The sequence below is a fragment of the Pseudomonas sp. TH49 genome, assembly GCF_016650625.1.
Lineage (GTDB): Bacteria > Pseudomonadota > Gammaproteobacteria > Pseudomonadales > Pseudomonadaceae > Aquipseudomonas > Aquipseudomonas fluorescens_H.
Genome location: NZ_JAEKFL010000001.1, coordinates 145,414 through 164,779, shown reverse-complemented (window position 1 = coordinate 164,779; position 19,366 = coordinate 145,414). Strand labels below are relative to the sequence as shown.

The window sequence follows — 19,366 nt, the reverse complement described above, 5'->3', positions numbered from 1 at the left end:
ATTTCCTGTAGGAGTGAGCCTGCTCGCGATTGCGTAAGCAAATTCAACAGAAATGTTGGCTGGATTACCGCTATCGCGAGCAGGCTCACTCCTACAGTTTGTGGTCAGCTGGCAAAACGTCGTGCGATCAGGTGATCAATCGACAATTTCCCCGGCCCGGTCGCCATCAGGTACAGCAACACCGCCGCCCAGGTGCCATGGGTCGGGTAGGCATCGGGATAGACAAACACCTCGATCACCAGCGTCATGCCCAGCAGCGCCAGCGCTGAAAATCTCGTGGCGAAGCCGATCAATATCAGCACCGGAAAGAAGTGCTCGGCGAACGCCGACATGTGCGCGGCGATTTCCGGTGACAGCAGCGGCACGTGGTATTCGCTCTGAAACAACGGAATCGTCGAGTCCGCCAAATGTGGCCAGCCGAGTTGCAAGGTGCCGTCGATCAAATCGATGGCCAGCCCCTCGACCTTGGTCTGCCCGGACTTCCAGAACACCGCGGCAATCGAAAACCGCGCGATGAAGGCGATCAGGCTGTGGGGGATTTTTTCCATGAGTCCGATGACACGAGTGATGAGGTTGTTCATGGCGATACCTTGTTGTTCAGGTCGGTGATGGCGTTGTGGCCGATCAGCAGGGCGAGGGTCTGCGGCAGATCGAAGGGCGGGCTGTTTTGCGCAGCTTGCAGCAGCGGTTGGTGGTTGAGCAGGTGGCGGATAAACACGCTGGCGCCGTGATCGAGGGCAAAGACCTCGACCTCGAGTGCGTTGCGCAGCACCAGTGCGTGTTGGCCTTGATGGACGTCGATGCCCGCCAGCGTCGCGTCTCCTTGATGCGCCGCCCAGATCGAAACCACCGCGTAGGCCGAATCGAGCAGGTGCAGCGAGGGATGCAGGGCGATGGTCAGTTCGGCCAGTGTGTGCGGATCGGCCAAAGCGGCGCTGATCTGTTGCGCATTGATCGCCAGCGCATCGGCGGCGTGATAGGCGCGGGTGCGCAGGCGTTCGAGCCGTGCGACGTCGGCCAGATAAGGGACGCCGGCCGCCGGTTCGAAGGCGCCAATGAAGTCTGCCAGACCGTCGCCGTAACGGCTCATCAACGGACTGCGCGGCGGCTGCTGCTGGATGAAAATGCTGGCCATGCCACTGAAAAATTCCTCGCCGACCAACTGCTGCACCACCGGGTAACTGTCGGCCAGCGCGTTGATCAACGAACCTTGCACATTATTGCGATACACCGAGAATCGGCTGGCGGGATCAGCACCGTTAACGCTGCACAGGCCAGCGGGGCAGGGCCGGCGAGTGTCGAGCAGGGCGGCGCTGAAGTCGGCTTGAGTGCTCATGGCTGACTCCCGGCGTGCAGCAATAACGCTTCAGCCTGCTGCGCCTCGGCCAGCAGCACATTGAACGCCGGAACCTGATTGTCCCGTTCGATCAAGGTTGCCACCGGGCCGATTCGTTCGAGCGCCTGTCGGTACAACGCCCAGACCGCGTCATCAATCGGCGCGCCGTGATCGTCGATCAGCAAACGGTCGCCGAGGCTGTCGGCATCTTCGGCAAACCCGGCCAGATGAATCTCGCCGACCGCGTGCAAAGGCAGCGCGTCGAGGTAGGTCAGTGGATCGCGTTGATGATTGACGCACGAGACGTAGACGTTGTTGACGTCGAGCAGCAGACCACAGCCGCTGCGGCGGATCACCTCGGTAATGAACTCCGGCTCATCGATGGTCGAGCGTTCGAACCCGAGATAGGTCGCTGGATTTTCCAGCAGCATCGGGCGCTTGAGGCTGTTCTGCACCTGGTCGATATGCGCGCAGACGCGGTTCAGGGTCGGCATGTCATACGCCAGCGGCAGCAGGTCATTGAGGAACACCAGGCCGTGGCTCGACCAGGCCAGGTGTTCGGAAAAGGATTGCGGTTGATAGCGCTCGATCAGCGTTTTCAGGCGTTGCAGATGTTGAGTGTCCAGCGACCCTTCGGCCCCGATGGACAGCCCGACACCGTGCAGCGACAGCGGATACTGCTCGCGGATCAACCCGAGAAAATGATGAAACGGACCGCCGTCGACCATGTAGTTTTCGGCGTGGACTTCAAAGAAACCGATGTCCGGTTGGGTGCCGAGCACTTCAACAAAGTGCCCGGTCTTGAGCCCCAGCCCCGCGCGGGGTGGGAGCCCGCAGAGGGCTGCCCGAGTGCGCGGTGGGACAGTTTCGCGGGTGGTCAACATGAGCGTCACTCGGGCAGGCAATGGTTCAGGACTTGGCTTTGAAGGCTTCCATCTGACCGAAACCGGTCGGCGAGGTCTTGCTCTCGGTGGTGGTGCAGGTGCCTTTTGGCACGAACTTCCACGAGTTGGCCTGGTAGTCCATCTTCGCCGTGCCGGCACAGGTAGTGCCTGCGCCCGCGGCGCAATCGTTGTGACCTTTCATGGCCACGCCGAAGCATTTTTCCATGTTGCTGTTATCGGCGGCATTGGCGCTGGAAACGGCAGTCATGCTCAGGGCGGAACCAAGAGCCAGAACCAGGGCAGCGGCGGACAGGGAGCGAGTGGTAGCAGTCATGATGTTTCTCCAGATTTGAGCTTGGGTTTTACAAGCGAAGTGCGCTTGCTTACCCCACTAGAGAACGCTCATGGCGATGCGTTACAGCGCAGTGCAAAGTTTTTTCGAAAAGATTTTCGAACACTGCAATCCACTGTGGGAGCGGGCTTGCTCGCGAAGGCGTAGTGTCAGACGCCATTGATGTTTGATGACACACCGCCTTCGCGAGCAAGCCCGCTCCCACAGTGATTGTGTTCACTCTCGCCTGTTCTATAGTCATTTCAACGGCCTCTGTCACAGGCCGATTTACCAGGACGGTATCTCATGACGAAGGATCGCTCAGCCCACGCTGTGTTATGGCGCAGGACTTCATCTTTTGCGCTTGCCTGCACGCTGCCCTTGCTGTTCGGCACGGTTTGCGCCCAGACGCAGGTTGATCCGCTGGACACGCTCAAGCGCGTCAACAGCAACTACAACACTCTTAAGGACGCTTGCCAGGAACCCGATAGCGGTGCTGCGCGCGGGCTGTATTACTGCAGCGGCGTGACCTTGCGCATGGTCAATGACGGGCCGTTCAATCCGTGGGATTACAGCCCCTATGCGATCAAGATCGGCGCGACGTCCTACTCGTGGATCCGCAAGGATCTGAGCACGCGCATTCTGATTCACCCTGCCGGTTTCATCCTGCGCACGCCCACCGATGCGGCGGCGTTGAAGATGCCGGTCAAAGAGCAGGGCTTTACCTGCATCTATGCGTTCGATGGCGGCACCGGGCCGGAGCGCAAGTGGTATGGCTGCGGTTTCTTCGACAGCCGCGAACCGCCGCGCGCGGCGCAAGGCACGATGAACAATCGCAATGCCGCACTGGCTTATGGCACTTGCGCGGAGGCCGGTGTAACCACCGCCGAGCAGTGGACGCAGAAATACACCGGGCTGATGAAGGGGCCGATCCAGTACGGCCAATGTTCGTGGAACGCGGAAAAACCCAGCGACTGGCACGCGATGATCCGCGTGCACGAGTCGCGGCCGAACACCACCAACAAGGATCCTTTTGCCTTCAGTGCCCAAGTCAACGAGTTCATGTTGAAGAACGCTACCGCGACCAACGATGGCAGTGAAAACATGAAGTACATCGATGCCTTCATCTACAACGTCAACAGCACGCAGAACTTCGCCACCCGCGGTGATCAGGCGCCGCCGAAACCGGAGAACGGCCTGAACAGCGCGCGCAATTTCCAGAAAAAACTTCAGGCTCAGGGCTACAGCGTGCCGATCCTGCGCCTGGATTTCACCAAGCCTGCAGAGCAGCGCTTCAGCTATGTCGCCGCCGATCAGGCGATCGACGAAATGGTGGTGGGTGGCGCCCCGGTGCCGCAATACATCGCCTCCGCCGACTGGATCAAACGTTACGACCCCGGCACCCGCAAGGATGAATGGAGCCTGAGCATCGTGCCCACCGCGGCGGGGCGCGCCTTGCCCGGTGAGCAAGTCGGCGCTCTGTACGATCAGTTGTTCGCCCTCAAGGGGCCGGACAGTAACTGGCGCGACAACGAAAAGTCCGCTGGCAGCATGCGACAGCAACTGCGCTGCGTGCTGGTCAATTACCGCAACAAGACGCCATGGAATCTGGAACCGTTCAGGCCGGCGTTGTCGGACAGCGAGACTCGCGCTGCGGGTTGCAACCCGGTCCCGCGTTGAGTGTGTTGGCTAATCAAGGAGATGCAAGCCATGAAGAAACGTCTGAACAGGATCGCCCCGTTGCTCGTGTTGCCGCTGTTGGTACATGCGGCATGGGCCAGCGCCGAGTCATGTGACGAGACGCTGCGGAAGGTTGAAAAGCTCTACAACAACACCGTCGACAGTTGCGGGCAGGATCCCGCGTCGGACTGTTCGGGGCTGCTGGTTCGCGGCACGCACCGCGCCGATCCGGCCAAAGGGCAAAAGTGGGACGTGTGGAATCCCAGCCCGAAAGCCGTGGAGCTGGGCACGTTTGCTGCCTCATACATGCGGGCCGACGGCATCAGTTATGAAGACCCTGGCATGAGCACACAAAACGGCTACCTGATTACGCCCCGGGATCTAGTGAAAGACCCCGAGACGCCAGTGCACGTCTACTGCGCGTTTCCCAACGATGCCTGGACCGACTTTCGCAACGACCGTGGCTGTGGCGACAACAAGAACACCGCCCCGACCGAGGCAGTCTGCCAGGCCATGAAGCCACCTATCACGAGTCCGAGTGCCTGGGTGGCGCACTTCACCCAATTCAACAACAACCGCCAGCAGGACCAGTTGCAGTGCGGCTTCAACATGCGCAATCCGATGAGCAGCAAGGAGCGGGTCGACGCCTTTCGCAATTTCATGGGCGCGCGCAAGGTCATCAACAGCCGCGAATTTCAGACCCAGACCGAGCTGCGCCTGGGCAACCCGAAAACCGATGAACTGCCGATTCTGGCGTTTTTCTACAGCGATCAGCGCGGCTTGAATGATGCCTTGGCCAATCAAAAGGATTACAAGGCCAAGACCGGCAAGGATCGCAACATCATCAAGATCGACTTCCCGAAAACCCCGGTCGCCAAGGCCACATTCTCGTGCATCCAGACCTCGACGCCGACCGCGCCAAAATTCTGCGACAAGTACATCGAGTCCAGCACCTGGGTACAACGTCCCGACCCGAAATTGGGGCCGAACACCTGGTCGCTCTCGGTAGTACCGACCGCGTGTGGTCGGGCGATCAAGGATGACCAGACCGACCGGATGTTTGCCGAGCTGTACAACAAGCACAAGGACGATCCGCAGTGGCGCGAATACAGCGTCAATGGCGGGTCATTGCGGCGGCAGATGGTTTGCCATCTGGCAGCTACCTACGAGGGCAAGCCTGTGAGGAACAAGCCTGAGTGGAACCTTGAGCCGGCACGGCCTTATGTCGATCAGGCGACAGCGGTGGCGCAGCACTGCAATCCGTACTGACGGCTTTTGATTGTGTGGGAGCGGGCTTGCTCGCGAATGCGGTGGATCAGTCAGCACATAGGCTGAATGTAAAATCGCTTTCGCGAGCAAGCCCGCTCCCACAGGGGATCTGTGTTGGATTCAAACTATCTGCCAGGCACAAAAAAACGGCCCGAAGGCCGTTTTTCTGTTCAGTGAAAAGCCTCAACCTCCGAGGTATGCCTCGCGCACTTTCGGGTCGGTCAGCAGGGCTTCACCGGTGCCTTGCATCACCACGCGGCCGTTCTCCAGAACGTACGCACGGTCGGCGATTTTCAGCGCCTGGTTGGCGTTCTGTTCGACCAGGAACACCGTTACACCGTCCTTGCGCAGCTGTTCGATGATGTCGAAGATCTGCTGGATGATGATCGGTGCCAGGCCCAGCGACGGCTCGTCGAGCAGCAACAGTTTCGGCTTGCTCATCAGCGCGCGGCCGATGGCAAGCATCTGCTGTTCGCCACCGGACATAGTGCCGCCGCGCTGGTTGAAGCGTTCTTTCAGGCGCGGGAACAGGCCGAGGACCTTGTCCATCTGCTCCTGATAGTCGCCCTTGTCGGTGAAGAAACCGCCCATCGACAGGTTTTCTTCAACGGTCAGACGGGCGAACACCCGACGACCTTCCGGCACTACGGCGATGCTCTTGCGCATGATCTGCGACGAGTCCTGGCCGACCAGTTCCTCACCCATGTAGCGGATGCTGCCGCTGTGCGCCTGCGGTGAACCGCAAAGCGTCATCAGCAGCGTGGACTTGCCGGCACCGTTGGCGCCGATCAGGGTCACGATCTCGCCCTGACGGACTTCGACATTGACGCTGTGCAGGGCCTGGATCTTGCCGTAGAAGGTGGAAACGTTTTCGAACTGCAGCATTTACGCTTCCCCCAGGTAGGCTTTGATCACTTCAGGATTGTCGCGGATCTGATCCGGCGTGCCGTCGGCCAGAGGCGTGCCCTGGTTGATCACGACGATGTGGTCGGAAATGCTCATGACCAGTTTCATGTCGTGTTCGATCAACAGCACGGTCACGTTGTGCTCTTCACGCAGCACGCTGATCAGCGCCTTGAGGTCTTCGGTTTCCTTCGGGTTCAGGCCGGCGGCCGGTTCGTCGAGCATGAGGATCCGTGGGCGGGTCATCATGCAGCGGGCGATTTCCAGACGTCGTTGCTGACCATAGGCCAGGGTGCCGGCGGTACGGTTGGCGAACTCTTTCAGGTTGACCTTTTCCAGCCAGTACTCGGCATATTCCATGGCCTCGCGTTCGCTCTTGCGGAACGCCGGGGTCTTGAACAGGCCGGCCAGGAAGTTGGTGTTCAGGTGACGGTGCTGGGCGATCAACAGGTTCTCGACCGCCGTCATGTCCTTGAACAAACGCACGTTCTGGAAGGTGCGAACCACGCCCTTGAGGGCGATCTTGTGCCCCGGCAGGCCCTGAATCGGCTCGCCGTCCAGCAGGATGCTGCCACCCGATGGCTGGTAGAAACCGGTCAGGCAGTTGAACACGGTGGTCTTGCCCGCGCCGTTCGGCCCGATCAGCGCCACCACTTGTTTTTCCTTGACGGTCAGGGCCACGCCATTGACCGCCAGCAAGCCGCCGAAGCGCATGCTCAGGTTTTCGACTTTAAGGATCTCGCGGCTCATTTTCGCAACTCCATGTGTGGGCGTTGCATCGGCAGCAGACCTTGTGGACGCCAGATCATCATCAACACCATCAGCGCACCGAACATCAACATCCGGTATTCGCTGAACTCACGCATCATTTCCGGCAACAGGATCATCACCACGGCCGCGAGAATCACGCCCAGTTGCGAGCCCATCCCACCCAGCACGACGATGGCGAGGATGATCGCCGACTCGATGAAGGTGAACGACTCCGGTGTGACCAGACCCTGACGGGCAGCGAAGAAGCTCCCGGCGAAACCGGCGAAGCTTGCCCCAAGGGTGAACGCCGACAGCTTGATGATCGTCGGATTCAGGCCCAAGGCACGGCAGGCGATTTCGTCTTCACGCAGCGCTTCCCACGCGCGGCCGATCGGCATGCGCAGCAAACGGTTAATGATGAACAGCGCCGCCAGTGCCAGCACCAGGGCCACCAGGTAGAGGAAGATCACCTTGTTGATCGAGTTGTATTCGAGGCCGAAATATTCGTGGAAAGTTTGCATGCCTTCCGCCGCTTTACGTTCGAAGGTCAGACCGAAGAACGTCGGTTTCTCGATGTTGCTGATGCCGTTCGGACCGCCAGTGATATCGGTCAGGTTACGCAGGAACAGCCGGATGATTTCGCCGAAACCCAGGGTCACGATCGCCAGATAGTCACCGCGCAGACGCAGCACCGGGAAGCCCAGCAGGAAGCCGAACGTCGCCGCCATCAGACCGGCAATCGGCAGGCAGATCCAGAAGCTCAGGCCGTAGTAGTGCGACAGCAGCGCGTAGCTGTAGGCGCCGACGGCGTAGAAACCGACGTAACCGAGGTCGAGCAGACCGGCCAGACCGACGACGATGTTCAGACCGAGGCCGAGCATCACGTAGATCAGGATCAGCGTCGCAATGTCCACCGCGCCACGGGAGCCGAAGAACGGCCACACCAGTGCACCGAGGATCAGCGCAATGATGATGTAGCGTTGCGTGGTCGGCAGGGTCAGGAAATTGCTGGCCTTGGCCGGGATCAACGGCAGGCCCGGCGAGGATTTCCACGCCTTGCTGATCTGCTGGTTGAACAGCACGCGCAGGAACATCAGCACCGAGCACACGGCGATGGTCGCCAGAATGGCCGGGCTGGTGCCATGCACTTCGAGGTTGATGCCGACGATGGTCAGTTTCAGACCGAGTACCGGGTAGGCCACGGCCCACACCAGCAAGGCACTGAACAGTGCCTGTTTAAGATTCCTAGTCATACTTTCTCAACCTCCGGACGGCCCAGAATGCCGGTCGGACGGAACAACAGCACCAGAACCAACAAGCCGAAAGCCACGACGTCCTTGTACTGGTCGCCGAAGATATCGGCGCCAAAGGCTTCCGCCACCCCGAGCACCAGCCCGCCGAGCATCGCGCCGGGGATGCTGCCGATCCCGCCCAGTACCGCAGCGGTGAAGGCCTTGAGGCCGACGAGGAAACCGGCGTTCGGGTTGATCACGCCGTACTGCATGCTCAGCAGCACGGCAGCGACGGCTGCCAGCGCAGCACCGATGACGAAGGTCAGGGCGATGATGTTGTTGGTGTTGATGCCCAGCAGGTTGGCCATCTTGATGTCTTCGGCGCAGGCACGGCAGGCGCGACCCCGGCGAGAGCGGGAGATGAACAGCGTGAGGCCGAGCATGGCGACCAGAGTCACCACGAACACCACGATTTGCATGTAGGAAATCAGCACTTCATGTGCGCCACCTGGCCCGATGGAGATGTTGCCGGGGATCAGGTTGGGGATGGATTTGTCCTTGGAGTCTTGCGCGAGCAGAACCGTGTTCTGCAGGAAGATCGACATACCGATCGCGGAAATCAGCGGGATCAGACGGTTGCTGCCGCGCAGGGGGCGGTAGGCGATCCGTTCGATGCTGTAACCGTAGGAACTGGTGACGACGATGCTCGCGATGAACGCGGCGGTCATCAACAGCGGGACGTTGTCGATTCCCATCATGGCCAGCCCGGCGATGGCGATGAACGCCACGTAGGAGCCGATCATGTACACCTCGCCGTGGGCGAAGTTGATCATTCCAATGATGCCGTAAACCATCGTATAGCCGATGGCAATCAGGGCATACGTGCTGCCAATGGTCAGGCCATTAACCAGCTGTTGGAAGAAGTGATAGATGTCAGGCATTACAGCGCTCCTAAAAACCTGATACGCATTTCACTGGTGGAGTCATTTTCCCGCCCGGCCCCGTGGATCTTTATCCACTTCGAATCCGGGTTTTGCCAGCGAACCGCTGATGACGGTTTTGAGATTTTCAGGTGGGGAGACTGGCGGATCACGCCAGCGCGGCCCATACATTCGTAAAACAAAGCCCACGGCACGCCGTGGGCTTTATTGGCAGTCAGTCAGGGCGCGCCTTACTGAGGCGAAACTTCAGTTTTCGGTTTGCCGAAGTGCCACTCGTAAACCACAAATTTGAAGTCCTTCAGGTCGCCCTTGGCGTCGAAGCTCAGGTCGCCGGTAGGGGTCTTGAAGGAGCCTGCGTGAATGGCTGCGGCCACTTTGGCCGGGTCTTCGGATTTGGCTGCGGTGATACCGCCGGCAATCACTTCAACCGCCGAGTAGGAAGGGAACACGAACGGGCCGCTCGGATCTTCTTTCTTCGCCTTGAAGGCATCAGCCAGGGCAACGTTGGCCGGATCCTGGTCGAAGGATTTCGGCAGGGTCACCAGCAGGCCTTCGGAGGCGTCTTTGGCGATCTGCGAAATGGAGTCGTTACCCACGCCTTCCGGACCCATGAACTTGGCTTTCAGGCCTTTTTCCTCGGACTGACGCAGGATCAGACCCAGTTCCGGGTGGTAGCCGCCGTAGTAGACGAAGTCGACGTTGGCTTGCTTGAGTTTGGCGATGATCGAGGAGAAGTCCTTGTCGCCGGCGTTGATGCCTTCGAATACCGCGACTTTTACGCCGTCTTTTTCCAGCGTCTGTTTAACGGCGGTGGCGATGCCTTCACCGTATTGCTGCTTGTCGTGCAGTACGGCGACGACTTTCGGTTTGACGTACTTGGCAATGTAGTTACCGGCGGCAGGGCCCTGGGCGCTGTCCAGACCAATGGTGCGGAAGATCATTTTGTAACCACGGGCAGTGATGTCCGGGCTGGTGGCAGCCGGGGTGATCATCACGATGCCTTCGTCTTCGTAGATGTCCGAAGCAGGCTGAGTGGAGCTGGAGCACAGGTGACCGACCACGAACTTGACGCCGTCGTTGACGACTTTGTTCGCGATCGCTACGGCTTGTTTCGGATCGCAGGCATCGTCGTATTCAACGGCTTCGAGTTTCTTGCCGTCGACGCCGCCCTTGGCGTTGATCTGCTCGATGGCCATTTTCGCGCCACTGAACTGCATGTCGCCGTATTGGGCTACAGGACCGGTCTTAGGGCCGGCGATACCGATCTTGATGGTGTCAGCGGCGAACGAATGGCTGGCAACCCCGGCCAGAACCATAGCGGCAAACAGTTTGGAAATCTGCTTAGTAGCCTTAGTCATAGTGCTCCACTCTTACTGTTGTAATTTTTTTGAGTTCTGGCGCCGTAGCAGCAGAACCGGGTCAGATATCTTTGCGATACCCTCCGGAAATGCCCCCGGCAACTGTACCGGTACAGTGTAGAGCGCCGGTTGTTGGCCTGGGAAGCTGGCGCCAGGGGGCAAAACTTGTGGGTGTCGCATTTTTGAATGAAAAAGACAGAATTGCGGCGGGGCTTTCCTGGGGCTTATGCCCCAAACAGCAGCATTCCTTGGCGTTCCTGCTCTTTTCGTTCGGTGAAGCCATTTGCAACCGGGTTTTTCTGCCGGACCACCGACGTTATCATTCGCGTCGATTTCTTTTCCGGACAGTCCCATGAATCAAGAACCTAGCACCCTCTATGCCAAGCTGCTTGGTGAAACCGCATCTATCACCTGGAAAGAGCTGGAACCGTTCTTCGCCAAGGGTGCCCTATTGTGGGTCGACCCGGCCCTGGATTTGATCGCCGCCGCCGAGGCCGTGGCATCGGACGATGGCGAGAAAGTCGCCACCTGGCTGGCCGAGGACAAACTCGCCAAGCTGTCTGAAACGCGGGCGCTGGATATTTTCGAGCGTGATCCAGCGCTGTGGGCGGTGGTGGTGAGTCCGTGGATTCTGATCCAGGAAAGGGCGCAGGTCTGAAGGGGTGCACCTTTGTAGTGCGTGCCGTCATCCGGGAAAAGTGTGTAGCCGAGTAGCGTGATGGCACGTTGCCGTAGAGAAATGCCACAAGCGTGGGTGGCCTCACGGTGACGTAAACGTAACGGGAACAGTTTAGTAAGCAGCCTAACGGCTGCTTAATTGTTTCTGGATGTTGGCAATGAAGGTTTTGCGGCGTTTGGAATGGCCTCTTCGCGAGCAGGCTCGCTCCCACATTTGGAATGCACTTCCCTGTGGGAGCGAGCCTGCTCGCGAAGGGGGCGACTCGGTCTGCGATCAGACCGAGTAAGTCTTCCCGGTATGGTTATTCAGGGAAATAACCTTGGTCTTGCCGATCCGGTGACGGTAGATCTCGCGCAGGTACTTGATCGCTTTCTTCACGCAATCACGCGACAGGCGAATGTCGTTGATCGAGACAAACTTGTCCTTGTCGTTGATCAGCTCGCGGTACTTCTTCTCGTACATCGGCTTGATCGCGTACCAGTTGGTGTCGAGGATCTTTGCCGGGTTTTCGAACTCGTTGAGCAGATCGTCGATACGGTCTTCGTCGAAGTCTTCATTGATGATGAAGTCGAGGATCGAGTTGTCCAGGGTCTCGTCGAAACGGTACGGGGTCTTGGCGAAGCAGCGCTTGATGAACGCCACGATCAGGGTCAGGAAGTCGTCCGACAGGCACGGGCTCTTGGCGATCAGGGTGGTCAGCGACAGGTTGGCCGAGGCACCGATCACCAGTGCATAGCGCTTGAGCGTGGTGTTGGGGAACAGGCTGTTGAGGTGGGTCTTCAACCGGTTCAGGTCCATGTACGACAGCTTGTAGTCCTTCGGCAGCGAGACGATCGAGACCACCGACGAGCAGTTCTTGAAGAAGTGCAGGTCGTGCAGCGCGGCGGCGTCGTAGCCGGAATTCTTGTACTGCTCCAGCGAGGCGCGATAGCGCTTGGATTCGATCGGCAGCAGGCTGATGCCTTCGATGGCCTGGGTGACTTTGTTGAAGTGCGGCAGGTCGATCGAGCGGAAGAACAGGTCATCGATGTTCAGACGCTGCGGCTCTTTGTCGAACACCTTGAACTTGTCGCTGCTCGGCGGCGGGGTTTCCGGCACTACCGATTCGGCGTAGGCAATCGCCACCGGGCCGGCCAGACTCATGAACAGGTCGTTGGCGTCCAGGCGGATGGTTTCGCCGATGTCGATGCCGGCGCGACGGAAGTAGTTCTGGTCGTAGTCGGTGGTCACCGCCTGCGCCGTCAGAATGTTGAAGATTTGCTGCGAGATGTACTGGTTGGCGTGCTTCTCCATCGCGTTGACATCAATGTTCTGGATGTTGCCGTCATCGCTCTCTTCGGCGTAACGCATGATGTCGTTGGAGATCAGCATCATCGCGTTCCATGGGCGGATACGGCCCATGACGCTGGCTTCGCTGCTGTCTTCATTGGCGAAGTTGTAGGAGAAATCCCATTCTTCCGACAGGTATTTGCACAGCAGGCGGCCGGCGTTGATGTGCAGCGCCTCGGACATTTCACTGCGGTGGTCGGAAATGTTCGGCAGCACGCAGATGCCGCTGGTGAAGATCGGCTCGAACACGAACGAATGCCCGCTCTTGCCGTCGTGCTCATCCATCGGCTTGGTGTCGAACGTCTTGTTCATGTACGAGTGCTGCTGGGCCAGGCCGAACTCCGAGGCCATGCCCGAACCGGTACCGCCGCCAGCACTGAAGATCGAGAAGTACAGGCGCGACTGGTTGGCCTTGATGCCGCAACTGTCGATCAGGTACGAGTGGATCATTTTCCAGTCAGGGCTGGAGAAACGCTGGGTATCCTTGTTGAGGATGATCTTCGCCAGATACTGGCCGAGGATCGGCGCGTTACCGGCGCCACCGGCGTGGACTTCGGACAAGTCCATGATCTTCATTTTGCTGTAGTCGCGCAGGAAGCCGCTTTTCTCGCCCTTTCGCGAGAAGCGGATGCGCCCGGCGATATCCTTGTCGAGGTCACCGAGCATCACCAGCGGTTCGACGAGGAACACCGGTTTGCTCGACTTGTTCGGGCCGATCCGCAGGTTGTGCTTGATCCACTGGGCCGGGCTGTAGCCCTTGTCGGCCAGACGCCGATCCGCCGCACGGTCTTCGTTGTTGAATTCGTTGAGGTAGAACTTGCGCGCGTTGTACACCAGCTCCGCGACGTCGAGGGCGATGTTCGAGCCGCAGCGACCGAGGCCGATCAGGCACACCGAGGGGAATTCCTGGTCGTTGTGCTGTTCGTTGTCGCCTTCCAGGTGCGGCGGGCGCGGGAACACCAGGTCACGCAGACCGTCGAGGTTGTCGAGGATGCGGTCGGTATTGGTTTCGGTGTAGTACAGGTATTGGTGAGTGCCCAGCGGGCGCGAAGGAGGCAATGGCTTCATCGGAGCCGGGCTGTTCGCCGCAGGGCTCAGGGTCAGATCGGATACCGCGGTGGCCGGATTGTTTTTAGAAGTCATTGTGCGCCATATACCTGGACAGGGTTGGCTCGGCGACCGATGTCATCGAGCCTCACGGAAAGAGGATCTCGCGTCTTTGACTGCGCGTATTTGGCCCGGGCGTCAGGGGCTTGGCCTGATCGTCGCGCGGGGGAATCCTTTCCTGATCGTTCATGAATCGGCCATTATTCAGTGATCTTTAATCGAAAAGAGGCGAAATGATGTCAACGCTACCTTCGTTGGGTTTTGCCGGAATCGGCCTGATGGGCTTGCCGATGTGCCGTCGTCTGCTGGCCGCGGGTTATCCGCTGACCGTGTGGAACCGCAACCCGGCCAAGTGCGCGCCACTGGTCGAGGCCGGCGCCCGGCAGGTGGCGAGCCCCGCAGAACTGTGCGAACACGCCGACGTGGTGATGCTCTGTCTGGCTGATACGGCGGTGGTGCGCGAGGTGGTGTTTGGCCCCGCCGGCGTCGCTGAAGGCGCGAAAAACGGCCAGTTGCTGGTGGACTTTTCCAGCCTCGAACCGACCGCTACCCGCGAAATGGCCGCCGAGTTGGCAGACCAAACCGGGATGGCCTGGCTCGACTCACCGGTGTCCGGCGGCGTGGTCGGCGCCGAGGCCGGCAGTCTGGCGATCATGGTCGGCGGTGCGGCGGCGGATCTGGATCGGGTGCGCCCGGTATTGCTCCGCCTCGGTCAGCGCGTCACGCACATGGGCGGCATCGGCGCCGGGCAAGTCACAAAGGCCTGCAATCAGATGATCGTCGCCTGCAACGCGCTGGTGATTGCCGAAGTGGTGGTGCTGGCCGAGCAGGCCGGGGTCGATGCGCGCCTGATCGCCGAAGCGCTGGCCGGTGGTTTTGCCGATTCGAAACCATTGCAGATCCTCGCCCCGCAAATGGCCGAGAGCCGTTTCGAACCGGTGAAATGGCACGTGCGCACGCTGCTCAAGGATCTCGACACCGCGGTGAAATTCTCCCGCGAACAAGGCTCGGCCACGCCGATCAGCGGATTGGCCGCACAACTGATGCGCCTGCATGGGGCGCAGGGTTTTTTGCAGAAGGATCCAGCGACACTGGTACAAATGTACCGCGCGCCAGACTCAGCGGATTGACCGCGTGCGAGTGTTTGCGCTGATTGATTTCCTCAAGTACCGGACGTAGTTCATTCAGCGGCACCGGGCGACTGAGCAGGTAGCCCTGAATGAAATCGCAGCCTGAGCGCTCAAGAAACTCGTACTGCTCCAGGCTTTCCACGCCTTCGGTCACCACCTGCAAATGCAGGGTGTGGGCCATGACGATGATCGCCTGGACGATCTCCATGTCGGCGGTCGCCTTGGGGATGTCGAGGATGAAGGAACGGTCGATCTTCAGCGTGTTCAGCGGCAGGCGCTTGAGGTAGGCCAGCGATGAATAACCGGTGCCGAAGTCATCGATCGACAGCGACACCCCGAGGGCGCGAATCTGCCGCAACAGCACCAGGGTGTTGGCGATGTTGCCCATCAGCGCGTTTTCGGTGACTTCCAGTTCCAGTCGTTCCGGCGCGACGCCTGCGGTGCGCAGCGCACTTTCGATTTCATCGGCCAGCTCTTCCCGGGCAAGATTGAGTGGCGAGCAGTTCCAGGCGATTTTCAGTTCGTCGCAGCCGTGGCGCGTCAGTTCGCCAAGGTCGGTGCAGGCCCGGCGCAGCACCCAGTTATCCAGCTCGGCGATCAGGCCGTTGGTTTCGGCAATCGCGATGAAACGATCCGGTGCCAGCAGGCCATGCACCGGGTGCTGCCAGCGAATCAGCGCTTCGAGCTTGGTCACCCGCCCGGTTTTCAGTTCGAAGATCGGCTGGTAGTAGAGCATCAGCCCGTTTTCTTCGCGCAGGGCGTGGCGCAGTTCTTCTTCCAGTTGCAGTTCAAGACTGGCGCGGGTCTTCATGTTGGAACTGAAAAAATGCAGGCCGTTTCGCCCGGCACCCTTGGATTGATACAGCGCCAGATCCGCATGTTTGAGCAGTTCTTCGCAGGTGGTGCCGTCGTCGGGGAACAGGCTGATACCGATGCTGGTGGTCATCACCATGCGCCGTCCGGCCAGCTCGATCGGCTCCTTCATTTTCTGCATGATCCGCTGCGCCATGCCGCGTGCTTCTTCGCGGTCGTGCAGGCCGATCAGGATGCAGAACTCGTCGCCGCCGAAGCGCGCGACCACATCCTCATGACTGCGCACCGAACCTTTGATGTGATTGGCGATGACTTTGAGCAGGGCGTCACCGGCGTCATGGCCAAGGCTGTCGTTGATCCGCTTGAAGTGGTCGATGTCGAGAAACATCACCGCGAGCATGCCGCCTTCGCTGGTTTTCTGGCTGAGTTTCTCGGCGAAGATCTGGTTGAATCCACGGCGATTGATCAGGTTGGTCAGGGCGTCGTAGTTGGCCACTTGCTGCAGTGACATCCGCGCCTGATCGAGCTGCCCGAGCAGGGCGTTGACCCGGCGCAGGTCGTGCTCCTTGTTCTGCAGTTTCTTGTCGGCCAGGGCCGCACTGATCGCGCTGCCGAGAATCAGCAGGATGATCAGCGCGACCGTCAGGCCCAGTTGCAGATGGCTGGGGTCGGCGGCCATCGTCGGTGCTGTACCTTCGGGCAACACCAGGTGCAGCGCGGCCATGCCAGTGAAGTGCATGCTGATGATGCCGGCGCCGAGAATCACCGCAGCGGTGTATTTGAGTAATTGATGAAAACGCCCAGTGCCTTCACGCAGATAACCGGCGACCCACAACGCGGCGAAGCTGGCGCCGATGGCAATCACGATCGACAGGCAGAACAACAGGGGCTGGTAGTAGGCGGTGGCCACCGAATGCATCGCCGCCATGCCGACGTAATGCATGCCGGCGATGCCCAGACCGATGACGATGGCGGTTTTCAGGTAGTGCACCAGGCTGGGTTGCGGATCACTCAAGGTGTGCATCGCCAGCCACGAGGCGAGCAGGGCGATCAGCAGGGAGAACAGGGTAATCGCCAGATCGTAGTGGACTTCGATCGGCGCCTGGAACGCCAGCATGGCGATGAAGTGCATGGCCCAGATGCCGCCGGCCAGGCAAGAAGCGCCGATCCAGCGCCACACCCGTTGCGAGCCCGGGTCTTCGGCGTGACCGACGCGTTCGGCCATGTCGAGGGTGGCAAAACTCGCGGCGCAGGCGACCAGATAGGCCACCAGCACCAGCAAGGGGTTGTGTGTGCAATCGAGAATGACCTGCCCGCTCTCCGGCAGCTCGGTAACAAACTGCAAACCAAGCCACTCCATAGCATGCCCCGTCTCTGAAGTCGTCCCTACTGCGTCTTCAACGCAGGCGAATGACTGGAGTATAGAGGCGGTTTTTGCTATGCAAGCGATAGTGGCACATTGGCGCCAACGATTTCGGCATGAGCCTCATAACGATTGGCGCTAAGGGTCAGGCGCTCTGGTCGTAAGGCAGTTGATTCCATTCCGGTTCGAGAGGCGGCAAGCCGAATCGGGCGCGCGCCTTGTCGCAATCGACATTCTGTTCGCCGTTTTCCCAGGAAGCATTGAATTCGCGGCAGGGACTGGAGCGTTGCTCATAAATCGAGCACTGCACGTTACTGCCCACCTCACCGACCAGCGCCGTACAGCGCGGCGATTTGCAGTCGGTGCCGTTCATCGCCACCCGACTGGGGCTGATCTGGGTGACCAGTTCATCGGGCACTGTGCCGCCGGAGGAGGCGCATTCACCCCAGAAAAAAGACACGCGAAAATGGGAACAGCAGGCACCGCAATTCAGACACGGACTGACTTCGGACATGGGGAGGGCATCAAAGGGGTTGATCGGCGAATCCGGACGGATCCGGCGGCTATTCTAGGCTTCGCCATGGACTTGGGAAGGGGGGCGCGAAAGTATTTTTTTGTAGCCGGATTTTGCCGCAAAACCCCCGGTTTATGGGGGATTGCTGACTTATCAAGGGCTTACGTTTCTTTACAGTGCCATGCCTCGTTATCAGCTTGACGAATGATCACAGACAGCCCCGGCCCGCCTGTCTAGATTGCAGGTTCCGGGCTCGGATGCGTCGGCAGTGAAGCCCTATAACAATAAAGAGACGGACCCATGCAGAACTCGACCCAAGCGGCGAATGCCTGGCGCATTCTGTTCCTGTTGTTCCTTGCCAACCTGTTCAATTTCTTCGACCGCACCATTCCGGCGATCATCATCGAGCCGATCCGCATGGAATGGCACCTCAGCGACTTTCAACTGGGGATCGTCGGCACCGCGTTCACCCTGGTTTATGCGATCGCCGGTCTGCCGTTGGGGCGCATGGCCGATACCGGTTCGCGCAGAAAACTGATGGGCTGGGGCCTGGCGACCTGGAGCGCGCTGACCGCAGTCAATGGTCTGGTCGGCAGTTTCTGGAGTTTTCTGCTGGTGCGCATGGGCATCGGCATTGGCGAGGCCAGTTATGCGCCGGCCGCCAATTCGTTGATCGGCGACCTGTTCCCGGCGCACCGTCGGGCGCGGGCCATGGGCATTTTCATGCTGGGCCTGCCGCTGGGCCTGCTGCTGGCGTTCTTCACCATCGGCGCGATGGTCAAGGCGTTCGACAGCTGGCGCGCGCCGTTCTTTATCGCGGCGGTGCCGGGGCTGATCCTCGCGGTGTTCATGTTCTTCATCAAGGAACCCAAACGCGGTGCGGCAGAAACCGTGCAGGTCTCGCAGGAGAGAGTCGACAAACCGATTCGCCGGGTGCTCGCGGTGCCGACGTTCCTCTGGCTGGTGCTGGCCGGGTTGTGTTTCAACTTCGCCACCTATGCCTGCAACTCGTTCATGGTGCCGATGCTGCAGCGCTATTTCCTGATGCCTCTGCACGATGCGGCGGTAGCGACCGGAGTGATTGTCGGCATCACCGGGTTGATCGGCCTGACCCTGGGTGGCTGGATCGCCGACAAGATTCATCAGCGTGTTGCCAACGGACGGCTACTGTTTGCCGGGTTCAGCCTGATCGTCTCAACGGTGTGTACGGTGTGGGCGCTGTATGTCGGGCGTGTCGAGATCGGGGTGTTTGTCGCGCTGTTCAGCGTCGGCTGGCTGTTTGCCTACAACTTCTATACCTGCGTGTACACGGCGATTCAGGACGTGGTCGAGCCGCGCTTGCGGGCCACGGCCATGGCGTTGTTCTTCGCCGGGTTGTATTTACTGGGCGGTGGCCTGGGGCCGGTGGTGGTCGGTGGTTTGTCGGATCACTTCGCCCAGTCGGCGATGATTTCGGCGGGGGCTGAGCAGATGACCGAGGCATTCAAGGCTGTCGGGCTGCATGACGCGATGTATCTGATTCCGGTGGCGCTGTTTTTCACCATGGTGTTTCTGTTTCTGGCGGCGCGGTTTTTTGTGCGGGATGCGCAGCGGATGAAGGAGGGGTTGGTGGCGGTGAGTGAACCTGATGGTGCGGTGGCGACTGCATGATCGCCTTCGCGAGCAAGCCCGCTCCCACATTGGATCTGCGGTGTGAAGTCGATCCCTGTGGGAGCGGGCTTGCTCGCGAAGAGGCAATCAACAGCGC

General features: G+C 59.8%; 17 protein-coding genes. 5 read left to right on the top strand and 12 right to left on the bottom strand.

Annotated features, from left to right (window positions below; translation table 11 throughout):
• Positions 1–104: 104 nt before the first annotated feature.
• From JFU48_RS00835 to JFU48_RS00820, 4 genes are read right to left on the bottom strand one after another with little or no spacing between them, the layout of a single operon-like run.
• Positions 105–581 (bottom strand): DoxX family protein, encoded by a 477-nt coding sequence (locus JFU48_RS00835; protein ID WP_201135621.1) that lies wholly within the window; start codon positions 579–581, stop codon positions 105–107.
• The gene (locus JFU48_RS00830) at positions 578–1,336 is read right to left on the bottom strand and encodes an HvfC/BufC N-terminal domain-containing protein (protein WP_201135620.1); all 759 of its coding nucleotides are present in this window, start codon (positions 1,334–1,336) and stop codon (positions 578–580) included. The genes JFU48_RS00835 and JFU48_RS00830 overlap by 4 nt, the downstream gene beginning before the upstream one ends.
• Positions 1,333–2,220, bottom strand: a complete 888-nt coding sequence (gene bufB, locus JFU48_RS00825) for an MNIO family bufferin maturase (protein WP_201135619.1) — start codon at positions 2,218–2,220, stop codon at positions 1,333–1,335. The genes JFU48_RS00830 and bufB overlap by 4 nt, the downstream gene beginning before the upstream one ends.
• A gap of 25 nt (positions 2,221–2,245) precedes the next feature.
• The gene (locus JFU48_RS00820; protein WP_103485735.1) at positions 2,246–2,554 is read right to left on the bottom strand and encodes a BufA1 family periplasmic bufferin-type metallophore; all 309 of its coding nucleotides are present in this window, start codon (positions 2,552–2,554) and stop codon (positions 2,246–2,248) included.
• A 303-nt stretch (positions 2,555–2,857) separates the two neighbouring features.
• Between JFU48_RS00820 and JFU48_RS00815 the strand changes: the two genes are divergently transcribed.
• Positions 2,858–4,231 carry a DUF2599 domain-containing protein gene (locus tag JFU48_RS00815; protein ID WP_201135618.1) on the top strand — a complete coding sequence of 458 codons (1,374 nt, stop codon included), beginning with the start codon at positions 2,858–2,860 and terminating at the stop codon, positions 4,229–4,231.
• Positions 4,232–4,261: 30 nt separating this feature from the next.
• A complete protein-coding gene (locus JFU48_RS00810; protein ID WP_201135617.1) occupies positions 4,262–5,500 on the top strand; it encodes a DUF2599 domain-containing protein in 1,239 nt (412 codons plus the stop codon).
• A 183-nt stretch (positions 5,501–5,683) separates the two neighbouring features.
• Here the strand turns inward: JFU48_RS00810 and JFU48_RS00805 are convergent, their stop codons facing one another.
• The 5 genes from JFU48_RS00805 to JFU48_RS00785 form a co-directional block, all read right to left on the bottom strand.
• The gene (locus JFU48_RS00805) at positions 5,684–6,385 is read right to left on the bottom strand and encodes an ABC transporter ATP-binding protein (RefSeq protein ID WP_003222380.1); all 702 of its coding nucleotides are present in this window, start codon (positions 6,383–6,385) and stop codon (positions 5,684–5,686) included.
• Positions 6,386–7,153 (bottom strand): high-affinity branched-chain amino acid ABC transporter ATP-binding protein LivG, encoded by a 768-nt coding sequence (gene livG / locus JFU48_RS00800; protein WP_003222381.1) that lies wholly within the window; start codon positions 7,151–7,153, stop codon positions 6,386–6,388.
• Entirely contained in the window at positions 7,150–8,406 is a 1,257-nt protein-coding gene (locus tag JFU48_RS00795; protein WP_003222382.1) for a high-affinity branched-chain amino acid ABC transporter permease LivM, read from the bottom strand. Before JFU48_RS00795 ends, livG begins: the two co-directional genes overlap by 4 nt.
• Entirely contained in the window at positions 8,403–9,326 is a 924-nt protein-coding gene (livH, locus tag JFU48_RS00790; RefSeq protein ID WP_201135616.1) for a high-affinity branched-chain amino acid ABC transporter permease LivH, read from the bottom strand. Before livH ends, JFU48_RS00795 begins: the two co-directional genes overlap by 4 nt.
• Positions 9,327–9,556: 230 nt before the next feature.
• The gene (locus JFU48_RS00785; RefSeq protein ID WP_003222386.1) at positions 9,557–10,684 is read right to left on the bottom strand and encodes a branched-chain amino acid ABC transporter substrate-binding protein; all 1,128 of its coding nucleotides are present in this window, start codon (positions 10,682–10,684) and stop codon (positions 9,557–9,559) included.
• 352 nt (positions 10,685–11,036) lie between these two features.
• Here JFU48_RS00785 and JFU48_RS00780 point away from each other — a divergent pair, with 352 nt between their 5' ends.
• On the top strand, positions 11,037–11,342 hold the full coding sequence (locus JFU48_RS00780; protein ID WP_201135615.1) for a DUF2288 domain-containing protein: 306 nt from the start codon (positions 11,037–11,039) through the stop codon (positions 11,340–11,342).
• A 294-nt stretch (positions 11,343–11,636) separates the two neighbouring features.
• Here JFU48_RS00780 and JFU48_RS00775 read toward each other — a convergent pair whose 3' ends face one another.
• Positions 11,637–13,835: a hypothetical protein gene (locus JFU48_RS00775; protein ID WP_103485739.1), complete on the bottom strand. Its 2,199-nt coding sequence runs from the start codon at positions 13,833–13,835 to the stop codon at positions 11,637–11,639.
• Positions 13,836–14,032: 197 nt separating this feature from the next.
• Between JFU48_RS00775 and JFU48_RS00770 the strand changes: the two genes are divergently transcribed.
• Complete coding sequence (locus JFU48_RS00770; protein ID WP_201135614.1) at positions 14,033–14,929, top strand: NAD(P)-dependent oxidoreductase; 897 nt, start codon at positions 14,033–14,035, stop codon at positions 14,927–14,929.
• Here JFU48_RS00770 and JFU48_RS00765 read toward each other — a convergent pair.
• Positions 14,820–17,102, bottom strand: coding sequence for a putative bifunctional diguanylate cyclase/phosphodiesterase (locus tag JFU48_RS00765; protein ID WP_201135613.1), 2,283 nt, complete (start codon positions 17,100–17,102; stop codon positions 14,820–14,822). The genes JFU48_RS00770 and JFU48_RS00765 overlap by 110 nt on opposite strands.
• A 148-nt stretch (positions 17,103–17,250) precedes the next feature.
• Positions 17,251–17,619 (bottom strand): YkgJ family cysteine cluster protein, encoded by a 369-nt coding sequence (locus JFU48_RS00760; RefSeq protein WP_201135612.1) that lies wholly within the window; start codon positions 17,617–17,619, stop codon positions 17,251–17,253.
• Between the two features lie 300 nt (positions 17,620–17,919).
• Here JFU48_RS00760 and JFU48_RS00755 point away from each other — a divergent pair, with 300 nt between their 5' ends.
• Positions 17,920–19,269, top strand: a complete 1,350-nt coding sequence (locus JFU48_RS00755) for a spinster family MFS transporter (protein ID WP_201135611.1) — start codon at positions 17,920–17,922, stop codon at positions 19,267–19,269.
• The last annotated feature ends 97 nt before the right edge of the window (positions 19,270–19,366 follow it).